Source organism: Streptomyces sp. NBC_00328 (genome assembly GCF_036139655.1).
In the GTDB taxonomy this organism is placed as follows: domain Bacteria; phylum Actinomycetota; class Actinomycetes; order Streptomycetales; family Streptomycetaceae; genus Streptomyces.
Map to the genome: position 1 here is coordinate 5,923,678 of NZ_CP108013.1, position 21,277 is coordinate 5,944,954.

Here is a 21,277-nt window from a genome sequence, read left to right on the forward strand (position 1 = left end):
GACATCGCCGCGGACGGTGCCCGGGCCCGCCCCTATCCGCCGTACTTCGCCACGTACTCCCGCGCGTCCGCAAGCGACTCCGGGTGCAGGGCCTCGCCCGCCGCCAACAGCCTCGGCAGCAGCTTCCGTTCGGTCGTCGAGGCGCGGAACTGGACGGCGACGGTGACATCGTGGCCGGGCCGGTGCACGATCTCGACCGGGTCCCCGGAGCGGATTTCGCCGGGCTCGATCACCCGCAGGTACGCGCCCGGCGCACCCCGGTGCGTGAACCGTCTGACCCAGCCCTTCTCGCCGAGGTGCTCCTGGAAGGTGCGGCACGGGATGCGCCCGCAGGTGACCTCCAGGACGAGGCCGGAACCCATCCGCCAGCGCTCACCGATCAGCGCGCCGGACACGTCGAGCCCCAGCGTCGTGAGGTTCTCGCCGAACCCGCCGTTCGGCAGCGTCCGGCCGAGCTCACGCTCCCAGGCGTCGAGGTCCTCGCGCGCCACCGCGTACACCGCCTGGTCGTCACCGCCGTGATGGCGCAGGTGGCACACGGTGTCCCCGGCCAGCCCGCTTCCGCCGGTCCCCTTGGGCCCCGGCGCCATCACGCGGACCGGACCGTCGGCCGGCCGCTTGTCGATGCCGGTCAGGCCCTCCGGCTGGTCCGTGTACGGGACGGCCCGTGCCCGGCCCAGGTTCACTGACAGAAGCTTCATGCCATCAAGCTAGGTGATACAGGTCAAAGCGTCGACGTGATATTCGGCGCCGCACCCAAGACGCGCTTATGCTCGAAGGGTGATCGAGGCTCGTCATCTCCGCGTTCTGCGCGCCGTCGCCGCCACCGGGTCCTTCTCGGCGGCAGGCCGTGAGCTGGGCTGCACCCAGCCCGCCGTCAGCCAGCAGATGAAGGCCCTGGAGTCCTCCGTGGGCACCCCGCTGCTCGTCAGGACGGGCCGCGAGATGCGCCTCACCCAGGCGGGTGAGGCTCTGGTCAAGCACGCGGCGAGCATCCTGGCCGGCCTCACGGCCGCGGAGGAGGAGGTCGCCGCGATCGCCGGGCTGCGGGCGGGCCGCGTCCGGCTGGTCTCCTTCCCCAGCGGCAGTTCCACCCTCGTTCCCACGGCCCTCGCCGCGCTGCGCGCGGCCCACCCGGGCACCCGTGTCTCCCTGGAGGAGGCCGAACCGCCCGAGTCCGTCGAGAAGCTCAGGGCCGGTGACTGCGACATCGCGCTCGCCTTCCGCTACGAGAGCGCTCCGGGCGCCGAGGAGTGGGACGACCTCGTCGTACGGCCCCTGCTGATGGACCGGCTTGTCGGCCTGGTGCCCGAGCGCCACCCGCTCGCACGCGCGGAGTCCGTCGCGATCGGCGAGTTCGCCGGTGAGTCGTGGATCGCGGGCTGCCCGCGCTGCCGCGGCCAGCTCGTCGAGGTCTGCCGCGGTGCCGGTTTCGAGCCCCGCATCGACTTCGCCACCGACGACTATCCGGCGGTGGTGGGGCTCGTGGGCGCGGGACTCGGCGTCGCCGTCCTGCCGGAACTCGCGATCGAGTCCGTACGTCCGAAGGGGGCCCGGACCGTGACGGTGGAGCCCGCGGTGCGCCGCGAGATCGTCGCCCTCACCCTCCCCGACCTCGCCGAGGTGCCGGCTGTGGCCGCGACGCTGGACCGGCTGGCACGGGCGGCGGCCCGCTAGCGGTCTGCCCGCCGGGGAGCCGGGCCGTCACGGACGGGATCGACTCCTCCTGATGTTTCCCTGCACGTCCTGTGTTCCCCGCATGCGCCGTGCGCGTCTCGTCGCCCACACCTCCGGTTCATGCGCACAGGCCTGTACGTGCCCCCGTACCTCCGGCCCTGTACGTACGCAACTTGTACGCACCTTCAGAGCGGAAACGTTCCTTCAGGTGTTCGAGGCGGAAGCGTTTCCTGTGGCCGCCGCCGAGACCAGTCGGTTGCGTGCCCGTCCCATGAGCTCTTCACGCTCGTCCTCGGTCAGTCCGCCCCATACGCCGTACGGTTCGCGCACCGCGAGCGCGTGTGCCGCGCACTCCGCGCGTACCGGGCATCTCATGCAGACCTCTTTGGCCGAGTTCTCACGAGCGCTCCGTGCCGCACCACGCTCGCCCTCCGGGTGGAAGAAGAGCGAGCTGTCGACCCCTCGGCAGGCCGCGAGGAGCTGCCAGTCCCAGAGGTCCGCGTTCGGACCGGGAAGGCGGGAGAAATCTGCCATTGCGTGTCCCCTTGCTGCCGTTCTGGGCTGCTCTGTGCCCACCGACCGTACATCTACGATCTAAGGAGATGAAAATATGACTCATTGCGAATCTAGTCTCAGACACCAGCAAATGGGAAGAAAACAGTCTGAATGGGGCATGGGTTGTGATGAAACGTTGAGGGTCGGCGCGCATGTCTCCACCGTGTCCGCGCCCTCACGTACAGTGCCGATGACGGCCGGCTGCCCCGTAACTCTTTCGAGTGACCATCGTTGAGATGGCTGAGGCGGTTGAAGGAACAAGCGCTCGGGTAGGCGGTCATATCCGCCTGCGAGTGTCGACCGCACAGGTGACGATTCGTAACAGCCTGGAGGCTCAAGGTGACGCGCATCAGCTGCGGAGGACGGTCATGACATCCGTCCTCGTCTGCGACGACTCCCCGCTTGCCCGAGAGGCGCTCCGCCGCGCGGTCGCGACCGTGCCCGGTGTCGAGCGCGTGACGACGGCGGCCAACGGCGAGGAAGTCCTCCGCCGCTGGGGAGCCGACCGTTCGGATTTGATTCTGATGGACGTACGTATGCCCGGATTGGGCGGCGTGGAGACGGTCAGGCGGCTGCTGTCCGCCGACCCCGGTGCGCGCATCATCATGCTCACCGTCGCCGAGGACCTGGACGGTGTGGCGCTCGCCGTCGCCGCCGGCGCCCGCGGCTATCTCCACAAGGACGCCTCGCGGGCGGAACTGCGCGCCACGGTGACCCAGGCGCTCGCCGACCCGACGTGGCGGCTCGCGCCGCGCAGACTGCGTTCGGCGGAGATGGGCGCCGCGCCCACGCTCACCGCGCGGGAGATCCAGGTGCTCGAAGGAATGAGCCACGGACGCTCCAACGCGGAGATCGGCCGTGAGCTGTTCCTCTCCGAGGACACGGTCAAGACCCACGCACGGCGGCTCTTCAAGAAGCTCGGCGCCTCGGACCGGGCGCACGCGGTCGCGCTCGGATTCCGGTGGGGCCTGGTTCGCTGAGGGGTGGCCCGTGGTCCGGGGTGGATCGGCGCGTGCCGTCCGACGCGCCGCGTCGCACGGCAGAGGGCCGTCCTCGTACGAGGCGTGTCCGCGCGGTCCCGCGACGCGACGAGGTGCGTTCGCTGTCATCGCGCGCCCGCCGGGGACCACGGGACAGCCCTTGGGCGAACCGCCTCGCGGGTACGACGGCAGTAGTCCCTGCCCGCCGGACGGCGGGTGGGGCCGGTGCCTCGGAGAGAGCCTCCTCGGTGTCCGGACTCCGTTTCCCGGCGGATGCCGCATCCTTGAGGTGTGGAGTTCCCTGGGGACAAGTCGGTCGAGCGGGAGGGGAGGGCGCAGGAGATGAGTTCCGGCGCACCTGCTCATAACGCTTCGGTGCACAACTATGGACGCGGTGCCACGGACAGGACGACGTCGAGGCACCATGGACCGATGCGTGAAGACGAGACGACGGGGATCGGTGCGCTCGTCCTTCGCGCGGTCGACGGCGACGAACAGGCCACGCACGACCTGCTCGCCCACGTACACCCGCTCGCGCTGCGTTACTGCCGCGCCCGTCTGTCCCGGCTTCCGGGGGACGCGCGGCACTTCGTGGAGGACCTGGCGCAGGAGGTCTGTGTCGCGGTGCTCCTCGCGCTGCCGCGCTACAAGGACACCGGGCGCCCGTTCGAGGCGTTTGTGTTCGCGATCGCCGCGCACAAGGTCGCCGACCTCCAGCGTGCCGCGATGCGTCATCCGGGGTCCACGGTCGTCCCGTCCGACGAGATGCCGGAGCGGCCCGACGACTCCCTCGGCCCCGAGGAGCGCGCGCTGCTCAGCAGCGACGCCGAATGGGCGAAGAAACTCATGGCCAACCTCCCCGAGAACCAGCGCGAGCTGCTCCTTCTGCGTATCGCGGTGGGCCTCACGGCGGAGGAGACCGGCCAGATGCTGGGCATGTCACCGGGTGCCGTCCGGGTGGCCCAGCACCGTGCGCTCAGCCGGCTGCGGGCACTGGCGGAGCAGTAGGGATCCGGGTCCGGCCGCGGTGACGCCGTGGCCGGGGTGGCGCGGTCCCGCCGTGTCCGTCGCGCCCACCGTGTCCGTCACGTATCTGCCGGCGGGACACGTTCCGGTGATACCGGTCACCGCGGACAGCCGGCGCCCGGTGCGCCGGAGCCCTTTTCCTCCGCAAATTGCAGGCAAAAGGTGGCGGACTCCGGCGGCGTCGATCCGGCCGGCCCGGAAGGCTCCGTGCCGCGCTTCGCGGGCGGGGCGGGGTGCCGACGGGCGTTCGCCCAGCCCGGCCGGGCTGCCCGAGCGGGCTCCGGGCCCTTCTCCGGGCACGGGTCTGAACGGGAATGACCGTCATCCCGTACGAACATACGAAGCCGAAGCCCACCCTCAACCGTGGAATGAGAGAGCCATGCTTCCCGTTAGCATGGACATCCGCACCGATCAAGGCCATTTGGGGAAGGTGTCATGACTGCCAACGTCGACGGAGTGCCCGCCAAGTTCGCGACACTCGGGCTGACCTACGACGACGTGCTGCTGCTGCCGGGCTCGTCGGACATGGCGCCCGACCAGATCGACACCGCCTCGCACATCTCGAAGAACGTCCGGGTCAACATCCCGCTGCTCTCCGCCGCCATGGACAAGGTCACCGAATCGCGTATGGCGATCGCGATGGCCCGTCAGGGCGGCGTCGGTGTTCTGCACCGCAACCTGTCCATCGAGGACCAGGCCAACCAGGTCGACCTGGTGAAGCGCTCCGAGTCCGGCATGGTGACCGACCCGATCACCGTGCACCCGGACGCCACGCTCGGCGAGGCCGACGCGATCTGCGCCAAGTTCCGGATCTCCGGTGTGCCGGTCACGGACGGCGGAGGCAAGCTGCTCGGCATCGTCACCAACCGCGACATGGCCTTCGAGACCGACCGCTCGCGCCAGGTCCGCGAGGTCATGACGCCGATGCCGCTGGTCACCGGCAAGGTCGGCATCTCCGGCCACGACGCGATGCAGCTCCTGCGCCGCCACAAGATCGAGAAGCTTCCGCTGGTCGACGACGCGGGCGTCCTCAAGGGCCTCATCACCGTCAAGGACTTCGTCAAGGCGGAGAAGTACCCGAACGCGGCCAAGGACGGCGAGGGCCGTCTGCTGGTCGGCGCGGCCGTCGGTGTCGCGGGTGACGCCTTCGAGCGGGCCCAGGCCCTGATCGAGGCCGGCGTCGACTTCATCGTCGTCGACACCGCGCACGGCCACTCCCGTCTGGTCGGCGACATGGTCGCCAAGATCAAGTCGAACTCCTCGGGCATCGACGTCATCGGCGGCAACATCGCCACCCGTGACGGCGCGCAGGCCCTCATCGACGCGGGCGTCGACGGCATCAAGGTCGGAGTCGGCCCCGGTTCCATCTGCACCACCCGCGTCGTCGCCGGCATCGGCGTGCCGCAGGTGACGGCCATCTACGAGGCGTCGCTCGCCGCCAAGGCGGCCGGCGTCCCGGTCATCGGCGACGGTGGCCTGCAGTACTCCGGCGACATCGCCAAGGCCCTGGTCGCGGGCGCCGACACGGTGATGCTGGGCTCGCTGCTCGCGGGCTGCGAGGAGTCCCCGGGTGAGCTGCTCTTCATCAACGGCAAGCAGTTCAAGTCGTACCGCGGCATGGGCTCCCTGGGCGCCATGCAGTCCCGTGGAGAGCAGCGCTCCTTCTCCAAGGACCGCTACTTCCAGGAGGGCGTCGCCTCCGACGAGAAGCTCGTCCCCGAGGGCATCGAGGGCCAGGTGCCCTACCGCGGCCCGCTCTCCGCGGTCGTCCACCAACTGGTCGGCGGTCTGCGCCAGTCGATGTTCTACGTCGGCGGCCGTACGGTGCCCGAGCTCCAGGACCGCGGCCGGTTCGTGCGCATCACCTCGGCGGGCCTCAAGGAGAGCCACCCGCACGACATCCAGATGACGGTTGAGGCGCCGAACTACAGCCGCCTCAAGTAGTCGTCCGTACAGCCGAACGGTCTTCCACGCGCGCGTTGAGACCCGCCACGAGGGCGGCCCCGGAGCTTCCGGGGCCGCCCTCGTCGTGGGCGTCGGGGATACTGGGAGGCGCAGAAGCGAAGAGGGAAAGGCCACAACGTGACTGAGATCGAGATCGGGCGCGGCAAGCGCGGCCGCCGGGCGTACGCCTTCGACGACATCGCCGTCGTCCCGAGCCGCCGTACGCGGGACCCGAAGGAGGTCTCGATCGCCTGGCAGATCGACGCGTACCGCTTCGAGCTGCCCTTCCTGGCCGCCCCCATGGACTCGGTCGTCTCCCCGGCCACCGCGATCCGTATCGGCGAGCTGGGCGGCCTGGGCGTCCTGAACCTGGAAGGCCTCTGGACGCGGTACGACGACCCGCAGCCGCTGCTGGACGAGATCGCCGGTATGGACTCGGAGACCGCGACCCGCCGCCTCCAGGAGATCTACGCGGCTCCCATCAAGGAGGAGCTGATCGGGCAGCGCATCAAGGAGGTGCGCGACTCGGGAGTCGTCACCGCCGCCGCCCTCTCCCCGCAGCGCACGGCGCAGTTCTCCAAGGCCGTCGTCGACGCGGGTGTGGACATCTTCGTCATCCGCGGTACGACGGTGTCGGCCGAGCACGTCTCCGGTGCCGCCGAGCCGCTGAACCTGAAGCAGTTCATCTACGAGCTCGACGTCCCGGTGATCGTCGGCGGCTGCGCCACGTACACCGCGGCGCTGCACCTGATGCGCACCGGCGCGGCCGGTGTCCTGGTCGGTTTCGGCGGCGGTGCCGCGCACACCACGCGCAACGTGCTGGGCATCCAGGTCCCGATGGCCACCGCCGTCGCGGACGTCGCCGCGGCCCGCCGCGACTACATGGACGAGTCCGGCGGCCGGTACGTGCACGTCATCGCCGACGGCGGTGTGGGCTGGTCCGGCGACCTCCCCAAGGCCATCGCCTGCGGCGCCGACTCCGTGATGATGGGCTCCCCGCTCGCGCGCGCCACCGACGCGCCCGGCCGCGGCCACCACTGGGGCATGGAGGCGGTGAACGAGGAGCTGCCGCGCGGCAAGAAGGTCGACCTCGGCACCGTCGGCACCATCGAGGAGATCCTCACCGGTCCGTCGCACATCCCGGACGGTTCGATGAACATCTTCGGCGCCCTCCGCCGCGCCATGGCCACGACCGGCTACAGCGAGCTCAAGGAGTTCCAGCGCGTCGAGGTGACGGTGGCGGACTCGCAGCACAAGCGGTAGTCCTCAGGCCGTAGGCCGTACGTGGCAAGGGCCCGCCCACCGTCTGGTGGCCGGGCCCTTGTCGTGTCCTCGGGCCTCGTCAGCCGCCGGCGATCGAGCACGCCAGGCCGAACAGCATCAGAAACAGCCAGACCGGCATCTCAGTGACCGTGTCCGGCCTTGCGGGCGCTCTGGAACGCCACGTAGGCCGCGATCGCGAAGAAGACGAAGGTCAGCGGGTCGGCCGCGTCCTTCCACGCCTGCTGGACCACGTCGAAGTGGTCGAAGAAGATCGTGCTGAAGCTGAGGCCGGTGTCGTCGGCGCCGATCATGGCCGTGCCGATGAGCTGACCGAGGTAGACCCCGGCGACGGAGACGATCACGCTGACGACCGGGAGCGTCTGGTTGCGGCCGCCGACGCGGCCCGCGGCGATGCCCACGAGGAAGCCGACACCGACGGCGGCGTAGCCGATCTCGTGCTTGGTCAGGCCGATGATCAGGCCGTACAGGATCGCGGAGACCACGCCGGCGCCGATGGCGGCGACGAGGCCGAGCGCGAAGTTGCCCTGCGCCGGGGCGGCCGGGGCGACGGGCGCGACCGGGAAGCCCGGCTGGGGCGCGCCCTGCGGGAAGGCCTGCTGCGGGACGGGCGGCTGGTCGGCCGGAGCGGCGGGCGCGGCGGCAGCGTCGGGCGCGGGCGCGTCCGCGTACGGGTTGGCGTCGACCGGTGGACCGGACGGCGGCGTCGGCTGGCTCATGTGGTTCCCCCCAGGGATGCGGGCGCACTGTCGGTGTGCGCGTGGAGTGTCGCCGCACACCTCTCGGCGCCCGGGGCATGGGCGCACGAGTGTGCGAGAGCTGCCGCAGATTAGCAGGGGGGAGTGACAATCGGTGAGGCAATTCCCCGGCTCAGAGCCGGTGTGCCGCTCCCGTCGGGGTCGCACCCCTTGTGTCCAGGAGGAGTTGGGCCTTCACCGACAGGCCTTGCAGGTCGTAGGTGCGGTGTTGCTGGAGCAGGATCGTCAGGTCGGCGTCGGCCGCGGCCTCGTAGAGGGAGTCCGCGCGCGGTACGGGCCGCCCGAGGACGCTCCAGGCCGGCACGTGCGGGTCGTGATAGCTGACGGAGGCGCCGAGTTCCATCAGCCGTACGGCGATCTCGTGGGCGGGGGAGCTCTGTTGGTCGGCGATGTCGGCCTTGTAGGTGACGCCGAGGAGGAGCACCCGCGCGGCCCGGGCGGACTTCCCGTGCTCGTTGAGCAGTGCGGCGGCGCGCTGGATGACGTACTGGGGCATGTGGTTGTTGACCTGCCGGGCCAGTTCGACCATCCGCAGCGGGCGTCCGGAGGGGCCGCCGAGGTCCTGGGCGATCCCGTGGCCGCCGACTCCCGGGCCGGGCCGGAACGCCTGGAACCCGAACGGCTTGGTCTCCGCGCAGCGGATGACGTCCCACAGGTCGACGCCCAGGTCGTGGCAGAGCACGGCCATCTCGTTGACGAGCGCGATGTTGACGTGCCGGAAGTTGGTCTCCAGGACCTGCACGGTCTCCGCCTCGCGGGGGCCGCGCGCGCGGACGACCTTGTCGGTGAGCCGGCCGTAGAAGGCGGCTGCCGACTCGGTGCACGCGGGGGTGAGGCCGCCGATGACCTTCGGCGTCCCGGCGGGGGTGACGTCGCGGTTGCCGGGGTCGACCCGGCTGGGCGAGTACGCGAGGTGGAAATCGCGCCCGGCGCGCAGTCCGGAGCCGGTTTCGAGGAGCGGGCGGAGGAACGCCTCGGTGGTGCCGGGGTGCACGGGCGATTCCAGGATGACCGTGGTGTGCGGGCGCAGCCGTGCGGCCAGGGCGCGGGCCGCCGACTCCACCTGGCCGAGGTCCGGGGCGCCGTCCGCGCCCCGTGGGGTCGGTGCGCAGATGACGGCGGTGCGGACACGGCCCAGCTCGGCCGGGTTCGTGGCCGGCCGGAAGCCGCCCGCGAGCATCCGGCGCAGCTCCGCGGGGGTGAGGGAGCCGCCTTCCGGTCCGGTTCTGTAGCCGAGGGTGGAGATGCCGGCGGCGACGGCGGCCTGGGCCAGGGGCAGGCCTAGGTGACCGAGTCCGATGACGGCGAGGTCTGCGGGCATGGAGTGGGCCGTCCTTCCCAGTAACCGATGCGGGACAGGTGCGCAAGCCCTGTGGACAGGATGGGCGAGAGCAATGTCAGACTAGGAGTAAATATGACCGATTTGCGGGATTGATCGATCAAGATTCCTTGCGCGTCGCCCGGAACTGTCCACAGGCTGAGGGCGGACGGTGGCCGATGAGGGGAGAGACGGTCAGACTTTGGGCAGGGGGGATGTGAGCCGGGCGTCGCCGGACGGTGCGGCCAGCGCGACCTACAGCGGGAGGCAGCGGTGAGGACAGCGACACTGGGGCCGGCGGAGCGCGCCGAGTCACTGGCGGGAATGGCCGAGCGTGAGCTGGACGTGCTGGTCGTGGGTGCGGGCGTGGTCGGCGCGGGCACCGCGCTGGACGCCGCGACGCGCGGTCTGTCCACCGGCCTGGTCGAGGCGCGTGACTGGGCGTCGGGCACCTCGAGCAGATCCAGCAAGCTGATCCACGGCGGCCTGCGGTATCTGGAGATGCTCGACTTCGTGCTCGTCCGCGAGGCGCTGAAGGAGCGCGGCCTGCTCCTCGAACGGCTCGCGCCGCACCTGGTCAAGCCCGTCCCGTTCCTCTACCCCCTCCAGCACAAGGGCTGGGAGCGGCTGTACGCGGGCTCCGGCGTCGCGTTGTACGACGCCATGTCGATGGCCCGCGGTCACGGCCGCGGCCTGCCCGGCCACCGCCATCTGAGCCGCCGCCACGCCCTGCGCGTCGCACCGGCCCTGAAGAGGGACGCGCTGATCGGCGCCCTGCAGTACTACGACGCCCAGATGGACGACGCCCGCTATGTGGCGACCCTGGTGCGCACGGCCGCTTCGTACGGTGCGAAGGTCGCCAACCGCGCGCGGGTCACCGGATTCCTGCGCGAGGGCGAGCGGGTGGTCGGGGCCAGGGTGCGCGACGTCGAGGGCGGCGGCGAGTACGAGGTCCGCGCCCGCCAGATCGTCAACGCCACGGGCGTGTGGACCGACGACACCCAGGCCATGGTCGGGGAGCGGGGCCAGTTCCACGTCCGGGCGTCCAAGGGCATCCATCTGGTCGTGCCGAAGGACCGGATCCACTCCTCGACGGGCCTGATCCTGCGCACCGAGAAGTCCGTGCTGTTCGTGATCCCCTGGGGCCGCCACTGGATCATCGGCACCACCGACACCGACTGGGACCTGGACAAGGCCCATCCGGCCGCGTCCAGCGCGGACATCGACTATCTGCTGGAGCATGTGAACTCGGTGCTCTCCGTGCCGCTCACCCGTGACGACGTCGAGGGGGTGTACGCGGGGCTGCGGCCGCTGCTGGCCGGGGAGTCGGACGCCACCAGCAAGCTCTCGCGCGAGCACACCGTGGCCCACCCGGTGCCCGGACTCGTGGTCGTGGCCGGCGGCAAGTACACGACCTACCGGGTGATGGCCAAGGACGCGGTCGACGCGGCGGTGCACGGCCTCGACCAGCGGGTCGCCGAATGCGTCACCGAGGACACCCCGCTGCTCGGTGCCGAGGGGTACCGGGCGCTGTGGAACGCGCGAGCGCGGATCGCGGCGCGCACCGGCATCCATGTGGCGCGTGTGGAGCATCTGTTGAACCGGTACGGGGCGCTCGCCGAGGAGCTCCTCGACCTCATCGCGGCGGACCCGTCCCTCGGCGCGCCCCTGCCGGCCGCCGAGGACTACCTCCGGGCCGAGATCGTCTACGCCGCCTCGCACGAGGGTGCCCGTCACCTGGACGACGTCCTGACCCGGCGTACCCGCATCTCCATCGAGACCTTCGACCGGGGCACCCGCAGCGCCCGTGAGGCCGCCGAGTTGATGGCCCCGGTCCTCGGCTGGGACAAGGACCAGATCGAGCGCGAGGTGGAGCACTACGAGAAGCGGGTCGAGGCCGAGCGGGAGTCCCAGCGCCAGCCGGACGACCTGACGGCGGACGCGGCCCGGCTGGGGGCGCCGGACATCGTGCCGTTCTGACCGCCGCCTCCCGGCCCGTCTCACTCGGACGGGTGCCGTGAGCTGGGATCTTGAGGCGCCGGCAAGAACCGTGCCACGGCGTGAACCTGCCGGTCGGGCAACTGTCCCTGGCATAACCGCAAACAGTTCTTCGCGAAGAGGTCTTTGCGAAGAACTGTTTGCGGTCTAGAGTGCGCGATATGACTGACACGAGTGCGGGGCCGGATGGTCCGAAGGCTGAAGCGGACGCGGTCGTTCTGGATGCCAAGGGACTGCGTGCCCTGGCGCACCCGGTGCGCGTGCAGTTGGTCGGGCTGCTGCGGAAGTACGGCCCGTCGACGGCTACCCGCCTCGCGGAGCGGCTCGGCGTGAACTCCGGCACGGCCAGCTACCACCTGCGCCAGCTCGGCGCGGCCGGCTTCGTCGAGGAGGACACCGAACGCGGCAACGCGCGTGAACGCTGGTGGCGTTCGGTGCATCAGGTGACGGAACTCAATGATCCGGAGCTGGCCGAGCGCGAGCCCGAGGCCGTCCTGGCCTTCCTGCAGTCCGTCGCCGCCACCAACACCCTTCGCACACAGCGGGTGATCAACGAGCTCCAGACGATGCCCGACGCATGGCGGGGCACCTTCGACATGAGCGACTGGGCCTTGCGGCTCACGCCTGAGGAGACCGCCGCCCTGCGCCAGGAGTTGAGGGCAGTCGTCGCCCGCTACCGGAGGGATACGCCGGAGACGGCGGCGAAAGCCCCGGAGGGAGCCGAGCGGGTCGCCGTCATCACGCACCTCCTGCCGGAACTGGATACGCCCGCCGCACCGGAGGCGCATTCCAGTCCGCGGAAGGTGACAGGAACGGAGACGTCATGAGGGCGGACGTCTCCGGCGACGCCGGCATACCCGGCAAGCGGTCCTTACGGCCGCTCGGCGGGGTCCTGGCGGCCATGGCCGTGTCGCTGACCGGTACCAGGGTCGCCGCCGTCGCGCTGCCCTGGTTCGTGCTCGTCACGACCGGCAGCGCCACCCGGACCGGACTGGTCGCCTTCTGCCAGATGACTCCCTACGTGGCGGTCAAGGCGTTCACCGGGCCGCTGGTGGACCGGATCGGCCCGCGGGCCGTTTCCTGGACCACTGACCTGGCCAGCGCGAGCGCCGCCGCCGCGGTTCCCCTGCTCCACGCTCTGGACCTGCTCTCCTTTCCGCTCCTGCTGGCCCTGGTCGCGCTGATCGGTGCGGTCCGCGGCCCCGGCGACCTGGCCAAGGAGGTCATGGTCCCGGAAGCGGCCGAATGCGGCCGGGTGCCGTTGGAGCGGGCCGCCGGTCTGTCCGGCGTGACCGAGCGGCTCGCCTCCACCATCGGCCCGGCGGCCGGCGGCTCGTTGGTGGCGCTGCTCGGCCCCATGACAGGACTGGTCGTCAACGCGGGCTGCTTCACTCTCGGATCGTTGATCATCGGAGTGGCACTGCCTCGTGGGGTGGGCCATGCGGTCGAGGAAGCCCCGTCGCAGGCCGGCGAGACGGAACCGGGTTACTGGCGACGCTTCGCCGAGGGCTTCGCCTTCCTGCGGGGCGAGCCGTTGATGCTGACCGTCATCGTCATGGTCGGGATCACCAACCTGCTGGACGCGGGGTTCGGCACGGTGCTCATGCCCGTCTGGGCCAGGGAATCCGGCAACGGGCCGGCTGCGATCGGCCTGATGGGCAGCGTGACGGGAGCCGCGGCGGTCGTGGGGAGTCTGATCGCCGCGGTGGCCGCACACCGGCTGCGGCGCCGGATGGTGTTCTTCACCGGGTTCCTGGTGGCCGGGGCGCCGAGGTTCCTGATCCTCGCCTCCGACGCTCCCTTGGGAGCGGTACTGGCCGTGTTCGCCGTCAGTGGATTCGGGTCGGGCTTCCTCAACCCGGTGCTGGGGGCCATCCTCTTCGAGCGGGTGCCGCGCCGGATGCTGGGCCGGGTCAACGCGCTCGGTGACTCGCTGGCCTGGGCCGGTATCCCTCTCGGCGGACTGATCGTCGGAGCGGCGGTGGCCTCCGTCGGACTCGCGCCGGTGCTGCTTGCCAGTGGGGCCGCGTACTTCCTCACCACGAATTTGACCGGGCTGCGGCCGGAATGGCGCGAGATGGACCGTGTGGGTGGGCGAGGTGCCCCGGAACCACAACCCGAGGATGCCGCTCGGTCGGCCGGTGCGAACCTCACGACATGACGTCAGCCGCAGGACTCCAGCTCCGTGGCGGGAACCTTGCACCTGACGGGCGGTGAATTCCACGGCCTCTCCGGGCAGCTCTGTTCGACTGCGGCCGGCGACACGGTTCGACCGTCAGAAGCAGCGTCAGGGACGCGGGTTGGCCAGAAGCGTCCGGAGTGTCCGGGGCGATGGCATCGCGGGGTCCTTCCTTGTCACGGCCCATGATGAGGCACGTCGCTGTGCGGGGGACCCTCACGGGGCCGGTCCTGGAAGCGGGTGCGGCGGACCCGCGGGACCCTCCGTCGCGGGGCGGCCGGCACGCGCGGTGTACGGCTGTGGGAGGGCCTTCGGCGGGGTCCGGACGTCTCACTGGATGAGCTGTTGCGGTTCCAGGGGCCCCCAGGGCGCCGGGCACTTGTCGGGTAGGGGACAATGGAGGCTCTGTCAGGGCGGGTTGCATGAGGGGACGCATGTCGGAGGCAGAGCGGGTGGGAGCACCCCGTCAGGACAAGAGCGATCGTCTCCTCGCCGGGCGGTACCGGCTGGGGGATGTTCTCGGCCGCGGCGGCATGGGCACGGTGTGGCGCGCCGAGGACGAGACCCTGGGCCGTACGGTCGCCGTGAAGGAACTGCGGTTCCCGTCGGCCATCGACGAGGACGAGAAGCGCCGGCTGATCACGCGCACGCTGCGGGAGGCCAAGGCCATCGCGCGGATCCGCAACAACGGCGCGGTGACGGTCTTCGACGTGGTCGACGAGGACAACCGGCCGTGGATCGTGATGGAGCTCATCGGGGGCAAGTCCCTCGCCGAGGTCATCCGCGAGGACGGAGTGCTCACGCCGAAGCGTGCCGCCGAGGTGGGCCTGGCCATCCTCGACGTGCTGCAGGCGGCGCACCGCGAGGGCATCCTGCACCGGGACGTGAAGCCGTCGAACGTGCTGATCGACCATGACGGCCGGGTCGTGCTCACCGACTTCGGCATCGCCCAGGTGGAGGGCGACCCGTCCATCACCTCGACCGGCATGCTCGTCGGCGCGCCCTCCTACATCTCGCCGGAGCGGGCGCGCGGTCACAAGCCCGGCCCCGCGGCCGACCTGTGGTCGCTGGGCGGTCTGCTGTACGCGTCGGTCGAAGGCGTGCCGCCCTACGACAAGGGCTCCGCGATCGCGACGCTCACCGCGGTGATGACCGAGCCGGTCGAACAGCCCAAGAACGCGGGCCCGCTGGAGAACGTGATCTACGGCCTGCTCGCCAAGGATCCCGAGCAGCGGCTCGACGACGCGGGCGCCCGGGCCATGCTCAACGAGGTGCTGCGCGAGACCGAGTCCGAGAAGAGCCTGCCGGAGCCGCCGGACGCGACGAAGGTCGTGGCGATGCCGCCGCTGCCGGAGGAACCGGCGCGGCTGCGCGGGGCTCTGCGGTCGGTACGCAAGGCCGCGACCGCGGCCGGGGCCGCCACGGCGGCGGCCGCCACCTCGGCGGCGTCCTCCCGCGCCAGGACGGCCGACGGCCCGGGCTCCGACCGGGCGCAAGGAGCGGCCGGGACGGCCTCCCCGCGCACGGGTTCGGGGTCCGGCACTGCGGCCGGCCCGGCCGGCGGCGCCTCCGGGACGACCGCCGCGGCGAGTCCTTCCGTGCCGGTCCAGCCGAGCGGTCCCGACAGCAAGCCGGTGAACTCCGGTTCGGCCGGAGGCGGCGGAGCCGCGGGTACGCGCGGCGGTTCGGGGTCCGGATGGCCGGTGGCACCCGAGCGCCCGGTCCGCCCGGCGCCCAAGGCCTCGCTCACGGATGTCGTGCCGCTGCGCACCCTGGTGATCATCGCGGTCGTCGTGGCGCTGGTCGTGGTCGGCACCGTGCTGGCCCTCACCTTCGGCGGCGGCGGGGACGACGACGCCAAGGGCGGCACCGGCGCCAAGGCGACCGCCTCCAGCGGAGCGGCCGCGGGCAGCGGGAAGAGCGGCGACGACAGCAAGGGCGAGGGCAAGGACAAGAGCGACACCTCGCACACCGACAGCGGCGACACGTCGGGCTCCGGCTCGGACGACTCCGCGGACACCTCGTCGGGCACGGACACGGACACGAGCAAGAACGACTCGGCCGGTTCGAGCGGCGACGGCAAGGAGTCGGGCTCGGGTTCCGCCTCCGTGACGACGTACAAGAGCGGCCAGGGCTTCTCGATCGGGCTGCCGAAGGGGTGGGCGTACAAGTCCCAGGACGAAGCGGGAGCCCGGTTCACCGGTCCCGACGGACAGAAGCTCCTCGTCGGCTGGACGTCGACTCCCAAGGACGACCCGGTCGCGGACTGGAACAACCAGGAGCGCGGCATGGTGCGCCCCCAGTACAAGAAGATCGTCATAGAGAGCGTGAGCTACCGCGGCTGGAACACGGCCGACTGGGAGTTCACCTACGTGGACGGCGGCACGAAGTTCCACTCGATCGACCGCGGTTTCGTGGTGAACGCGCATCAGGGCTACGCGCTGATGTACACGGCCAAGGACGCCGCGTGGAACAGCGCGCTGCGCAAGAGTACGTGGGCCACGCTGACCGAGACGTTCCAGCCGAAGTCATGACGTACCGCCGGCCGAGGTGACGTTCCGCGACGAACGGAGCCCGAGATCTCGCATCACCGCTCTGCGGGTTGCCTCGGGCACGTATCGTGAGTGGTTGCGGACCGAACGAAGCCACAACGGGACGCACGGCGAACGGAATTGACCAACCGGTCGGCTGGGGGAGCATCGTGGACGACTACGCGGGACGGGTACTGGCCGACCGCTACCGCCTGCCCCTGCCGCCGTCCGACGAGTACGAACTCGCCGAGAGCCGGGCCTTCGACACCTACAGCGGGCAGGAAGTCCTGGTACGGCAGGTGCCGTTGCCCGAGGTCGTCGAGGCCGAGGTGCTCGACGCGGACGGGTTGCCGGAGGGGTTCGTGGCCCGGGACGGCGGGGTGCGGCGGGCGTCCTCCCGCACCACCCGGCGGCCCACCGAACCGGCGGTGCTGCGCGCGATCGACGCGGCGCAGGCCGCCGCGCGGATCCCCGACCATCCCCGGCTCGACCAGGTCTTCGACGTGTTCGCCGAGGGCGGGTCGCTGTGGATCGTCAGCGAGTCGGTGCCCGCGAGGCCGCTGGCCGCACTGCTCGCCGAGAAGCCGCTCAGCCCCTACCGCGCCGCGGAGGTCGCGGCCGACGTCCTCACCGCGCTGCGGGTCCTGCACGCGCACGGCTGGGTGCACCGGAACATCACCGCGCGCACGGTGCTCGTCTGCGACGACGGCCGCGTCCTGCTCACCGGACTGGCGGCCGGGGCCGCGGAAGAGGCGCTGTGCGGGTACGACCCGGTCCCCGCGCCGGAGGACGACTTCACGACCGGTCACGGATCCGGCCCCCGCGCCGGGCAGCCCGGTGACGCCGGTCCGGCCGGGACGGGCACTCCTTCGGGTGCCGCCGGCGGACGGGGACCCGTCGGCGGTGCCGGATTCGGCGGCGCGCGCGGTGTCGCCGTGGCGGCCACGAGCGGCGCGGACGCCGAAGCGGCCCGGCGGGCGGCGATCGAGGCCCGCGCGGAGCAGGGAACGCCGGTCCCGGGGGCACCGGTCCCCGGGGCACCCGTGGCGGGCCGGGGACCGCGTGCCCTCGAAGCGGGCGGTCCGGCGGGTCCGGGCCGTCCGGCAGGTACGGCCGGGCCGGAGGGCGGACCGGAGAGGGGCGGGCAGGCGGAGGACGCCGGGGACGACGTCCGCGCCGCGCGCGCCGGAGCCATCGCCGCGTACCGCGCCGGAGCGCGTGCCGCCGCCCGCGTACAGGGGGAGCGTCGGGGCGACCCGCTCGCCCTGCCGGCACCCCGGCCCTCCGCACCCGGCGAGCAGACCGGCCAGGACAGCCGGTACGGCACCCCGCACTCCCCGCAGGCCCAGACCCACAACCCGCCGCAACTGCCCGGCCAGGGCGGCCGGCAGCACCCGACCGGCGCGCCCCCCGGCCAGATAGCCGACCCGTACGGAGTCGGCGGCACCGGCAGGTACGGAGTCCAGCCGCCGGCTGCCGGAGCCCTCGGCGGGAACGACGGCCCCGCCCGCCCCACACTGCCCTCGGGATCGGCGCTGGGCCCGGGCGGCAGGCCGGCGCCGGGTGACACGGCGTACGGCCGTTCCGCGCTCGCGCCCGGACAGGACCCCTACGGCACCGGGCACGGCGGACGTCCGGGCGTTCCCGCCCCCGGACGGCCCTTCGGCGGTGAGCGGGTCGCGGACGACGGCCGGCGCACCGGCGGGTTCCAGGCGCCCGGCGACACCCGGGTACCCGTGCCTCCCGGCGGATTCACCGACCCCGGACACACCCGCACGCCCGGCGTCTCCCCGGCCTCCGGCCACGTCCCGGTGCCCGGCACTCCGCAGAACCTCGCCCCCGCCCCGCACCCCTCCGGCCGTCCCGGCGCCGGGTGGGGTGATCTGGTCGCCGGGACACCGCCGCGCCGAGGGCCGGCCACCGCGCTCGCGGCCGAGCGGGCCCGGCAGGCGCGGATGGCCGTGGTCGGGCCGGTCACCGAGCGCTGGGCGCCCGAGCAGGCCGGACCGGTGCACGAGAACTGGCAGTTGGCGGCCCCGATCGGACCGGCGACCGACCTGTGGGCGCTGGGCGCGCTGCTCTTCCGCGCGGTGCAGGGACACGCTCCCTACCCGGAGGAGAACACCGCCGAGCTGGTCCAGCTGGTGTGCGCGGAGCCGCCCGCGTTCGCCGAGGAGTGCGGGCCGCTGCGGCCCGTCGTCGAATCGCTGCTGCGCCAGGACCCCACGGAGCGGCTCGACTTCGAGGAACTGCGCGGCTGGCTGCGGTCGTTGGTGCGGTCCGCGCCAGAGCCCGAGGCGGGGGCGCACGTCGTGCCCGCACCGCCCGTCGACCCGAGCCGGCTGCCGATCGTACGGCGCCGGGGCGAGCTCGTCCGCAGGCGTCGTGCCGGACTGCCCGCGACCAGCCCGCACGCCCGCCACAAGCGGGCCAGGCGGGAGAACGCGGCGGGTCCCCGACGGCTGGGCCGGAACCTGCTCCTGCTCGTTCTGCTCCTGCTGGCCGCGGCGGTTGCGTACGCGGTCGTCTTCATGCCCAAGGCGGACCGGAGCGGCACCGGTGACGGGCGCACCGGCGCCGCCGGACAGGCCGGCCCCGCCACACAGCCCGGCGGCGACCCGACGGCGAGCAACGCGCCCGGCTCCGACCAGGCCTCGCCGGACCCCGCCAGGAGCCCCTCGGGGAAGTCCAGTTCGACCTCCTCGCACACCACCGCCGATCCCGGCGTCGCCGACGGGTTCACCCTCCGCAAGGACCCCGAGGGATTCCAGGTCGCCGTGGCGAGCGGCTGGACGCGTTCGCCGAAGAACGGCAGCGGCCAGGTCGTCTACTCCCAGGGGGACTTCGAGCTCATCCTCGTACCCGGGCGGGACGGCACGGCCACGTACGGCAGCGACCCGATGACCTATCAGCGGGAGAGCGAGAAGGAGTTGCAGCCCTTCCGGGACTCGACCTGGGCGACCTCCAGCGGGATGCGGCGGATCGACGTGGGCGGCAAGGCGATGGCCGAGGGCCAGTTCACCTGGCAGGACTCCGCGGGGCATTCGCTCTATGTGCGCAACCTCGCGATCCTCGTCGCCGGGCACTACCACGTGGTCCAGGTGCGCGGCCCGGACGCCGAACGCGACGAGGTTTCGCGGCTGTACGAGCAGGCGTCGTCGACGTACCAAGTCAGCCGCTGAGCAACCCTTTTGCCCTCCCGAGGCCGTGTTTGGCCAGGTGGGGGCTGTTGAACACCAAACGGTTCCCTTCCGTACAGGGATGGGACAACCGTCACAGTGAGGTCTCCGTACGACCCCGCTTGTTCCCAGGGTGGGTACCGCTCCTTAGTCTGACCCTGTCAAGACCATTGCGGGGAAACGTGAATCAGATGCAGGGCCTGCTCCTCGCGGGCCGCTACCGGCTTGTCGAATCCATCGGCAGTGGTGGCATGGGCCGGGTTTGGCGCGCGCATGATGAGGTGCTGCACCGGGCCGTCGCGGTCAAGGAGCTGACCGCCGCGCTGTACGTCGCCGAGAGCGACCTGGCCCGGCTGCTCGCCCGGACCCACGCCGAGGCGCGGGCCGCGGCCAGGATCAACCACTCGGCCGTCGTCACCATCCATGACGTGCTGGAACACGACAACCGGCCGTGGATCGTCATGGAGCTGGTGGAGGGCAACTCGCTGGCCGACGAGGTCAAGGAGCAGGGGCGCCTCGAACCGGCCGAGGCCGCACGGATCGGGCTGTGGGTGCTGCGGGCGCTGCGCGCGGCGCACGCCGCCGGTGTGCTGCACCGGGACGTGAAGCCGGGCAACGTCCTGCTCTCGCCCGACCGCCGTGTCCTGCTCACCGACTTCGGGATCGCGCAGGTCGAGGGCGATACGACGATCACGCGCACCGGCGAGATCGTCGGCTCCGTCGACTACCTCGCGCCCGAGCGGGTGCGCGGCCACGACCCCGGTCCGGCCTCCGACCTCTGGGCCCTCGGGGCCACGCTGTACACCGCGGTGGAGGGCCGGTCGCCGTTCCGCCGCACGTCGGCGATCGGCACCATGCAGGCCGTCGTCGAGGAGGAACCCGCCGAACCGGTCAACGCGGGTGTGCTGGGGCCCGTCCTCGCCGCGCTGCTGCGCAAGGACCCGGCCGATCGGCCCGGCGCGGAGCAGGCCGAGCAGATGCTTGCCGAGGCGGCGGCGGGACGACCGTCGAGTGCGGCGCAGTCGTACGCGCCGACGGGGTACGACACCGCGGAGACGCGGACCGGCACCGGTACCCGCGCGCAGACGGCCCCCACCACGCCGTATCCGCCGGTGACGATCGCGCCCGTGCCCGCACCGACGAAGCGGCACCGCCTGCGTACGTTCACCCTGGTCGTCGCCTTCGCGGCGCTCGTCGGCGGGGGTGTCGCGGTCGCGATGCAGCACTTCGGCACGGACCGCAGCCCCGGCGGCTCCGCCTCCGCGTCGTCGACCCGGAGTGCCGACGCCAAGCCGAGTACCAAGCCGAGCGACAAGGGCGGCCAGGGGGCGGTTCCCGCAGGTTGGGAACGGCACAACGAGGTGGGCTTCAGCGTCTCCCTGCCCAAGGGGTGGAAGTCGTCCGTCTCCATCGACCAGGACGGCCTCCGGCAGATCGACTACTCACCCGACAAGGGCAAACACCTCGTACGGGTCGCCGTCGACACCGATCCGGACTTCAGCTCCTCGTACGATCACATGAAGCTCCTGGACGGGAAGCTCGAGGGGCGGCTGCGGGACTACAGGCAACTGCTCCTCAAGGAAGAGCTCTTCCGGGACCAGCCGGGCGCCCGCTGGGAGTACACGTGGGACGCCCTGGCCAAGGACGCGCCGCACTACTTCCCGGGGCCCTACCGCGCGATCGACGTCGGGTACATGAAGAGCGACGGCACCGAGTACGCCGTCTACGAGTCCTCGCCGGCCGCCGAATGGACCACCACCAAAGAGCAGTTCGACCGGATCCTGCGGAGCTTCCAGGAGGGCTGACCCGAGCCCGAGTCCCCAGGAGTGTGCCACCGGCTGTCCGGGAGCG

General features: G+C 71.7%; 15 protein-coding genes. 11 read left to right on the forward strand and 4 right to left on the reverse strand.

Annotated elements, in window-relative coordinates:
- Nucleotides 1-32: 32 nt before the first annotated feature.
- Complete coding sequence (locus OG485_RS26125) at nt 33-701, reverse strand: MOSC domain-containing protein (RefSeq protein WP_328670968.1); 669 nt, start codon at nt 699-701, stop codon at nt 33-35.
- A 79-nt stretch (nt 702-780) separates the two neighbouring features.
- On the opposite strand from OG485_RS26125, the gene OG485_RS26130 reads away from it, so the two are divergent.
- Nucleotides 781-1,677: a LysR family transcriptional regulator gene (locus OG485_RS26130; RefSeq protein ID WP_328670970.1), complete on the forward strand. Its 897-nt coding sequence runs from the start codon at nt 781-783 to the stop codon at nt 1,675-1,677.
- A 204-nt stretch (nt 1,678-1,881) separates the two neighbouring features.
- Here the strand turns inward: OG485_RS26130 and OG485_RS26135 are convergent, their stop codons facing one another.
- Nucleotides 1,882-2,211 (reverse strand): WhiB family transcriptional regulator, encoded by a 330-nt coding sequence (locus OG485_RS26135; protein WP_328670972.1) that lies wholly within the window; start codon nt 2,209-2,211, stop codon nt 1,882-1,884.
- A gap of 389 nt (nt 2,212-2,600) precedes the next feature.
- On the opposite strand from OG485_RS26135, the gene OG485_RS26140 reads away from it, so the two are divergent.
- The 4 genes from OG485_RS26140 (at nt 2,601) to OG485_RS26155 (ending at nt 7,445) form a co-directional block, all read left to right on the forward strand.
- Entirely contained in the window at nt 2,601-3,212 is a 612-nt protein-coding gene (locus OG485_RS26140; protein WP_003948568.1) for a response regulator transcription factor, read from the forward strand.
- Nucleotides 3,213-3,644: 432 nt separating this feature from the next.
- On the forward strand, nt 3,645-4,220 hold the full coding sequence (locus tag OG485_RS26145) for a sigma-70 family RNA polymerase sigma factor (RefSeq protein ID WP_326785994.1): 576 nt from the start codon (nt 3,645-3,647) through the stop codon (nt 4,218-4,220).
- 453 nt (nt 4,221-4,673) lie between these two features.
- Nucleotides 4,674-6,182: an IMP dehydrogenase gene (gene guaB, locus OG485_RS26150; RefSeq protein ID WP_328670973.1), complete on the forward strand. Its 1,509-nt coding sequence runs from the start codon at nt 4,674-4,676 to the stop codon at nt 6,180-6,182.
- Nucleotides 6,183-6,320: 138 nt separating this feature from the next.
- Complete coding sequence (locus OG485_RS26155) at nt 6,321-7,445, forward strand: GuaB3 family IMP dehydrogenase-related protein (protein WP_326785992.1); 1,125 nt, start codon at nt 6,321-6,323, stop codon at nt 7,443-7,445.
- A 140-nt stretch (nt 7,446-7,585) separates the two neighbouring features.
- Here the strand turns inward: OG485_RS26155 and OG485_RS26160 are convergent, their stop codons facing one another.
- Nucleotides 7,586-8,182, reverse strand: a complete 597-nt coding sequence (locus tag OG485_RS26160; protein ID WP_328670976.1) for a hypothetical protein — start codon at nt 8,180-8,182, stop codon at nt 7,586-7,588.
- 151 nt (nt 8,183-8,333) lie between these two features.
- On the reverse strand, nt 8,334-9,542 hold the full coding sequence (locus tag OG485_RS26165; RefSeq protein WP_328670977.1) for a nucleotide sugar dehydrogenase: 1,209 nt from the start codon (nt 9,540-9,542) through the stop codon (nt 8,334-8,336).
- 270 nt (nt 9,543-9,812) lie between these two features.
- Here OG485_RS26165 and OG485_RS26170 point away from each other — a divergent pair, with 270 nt between their 5' ends.
- From OG485_RS26170 to OG485_RS26195, 6 genes are all read left to right on the forward strand, one after another.
- Nucleotides 9,813-11,519: a glycerol-3-phosphate dehydrogenase/oxidase gene (locus tag OG485_RS26170; protein ID WP_328670978.1), complete on the forward strand. Its 1,707-nt coding sequence runs from the start codon at nt 9,813-9,815 to the stop codon at nt 11,517-11,519.
- Between the two features lie 179 nt (nt 11,520-11,698).
- Nucleotides 11,699-12,364 (forward strand): ArsR/SmtB family transcription factor, encoded by a 666-nt coding sequence (locus OG485_RS26175; RefSeq protein WP_328670979.1) that lies wholly within the window; start codon nt 11,699-11,701, stop codon nt 12,362-12,364.
- Nucleotides 12,361-13,698: an MFS transporter gene (locus tag OG485_RS26180; protein WP_328670980.1), complete on the forward strand. Its 1,338-nt coding sequence runs from the start codon at nt 12,361-12,363 to the stop codon at nt 13,696-13,698. Before OG485_RS26175 ends, OG485_RS26180 begins: the two co-directional genes overlap by 4 nt.
- Before the next feature lie 452 nt (nt 13,699-14,150).
- Nucleotides 14,151-16,250 (forward strand): serine/threonine-protein kinase, encoded by a 2,100-nt coding sequence (locus OG485_RS26185; protein ID WP_328670981.1) that lies wholly within the window; start codon nt 14,151-14,153, stop codon nt 16,248-16,250.
- Between the two features lie 167 nt (nt 16,251-16,417).
- The gene (locus tag OG485_RS26190; protein WP_328670982.1) at nt 16,418-19,429 is read left to right on the forward strand and encodes a protein kinase; all 3,012 of its coding nucleotides are present in this window, start codon (nt 16,418-16,420) and stop codon (nt 19,427-19,429) included.
- A 188-nt stretch (nt 19,430-19,617) separates the two neighbouring features.
- The gene (locus tag OG485_RS26195) at nt 19,618-21,231 is read left to right on the forward strand and encodes a serine/threonine-protein kinase (protein WP_328674648.1); all 1,614 of its coding nucleotides are present in this window, start codon (nt 19,618-19,620) and stop codon (nt 21,229-21,231) included.
- Nucleotides 21,232-21,277: the final 46 nt, after the last annotated feature.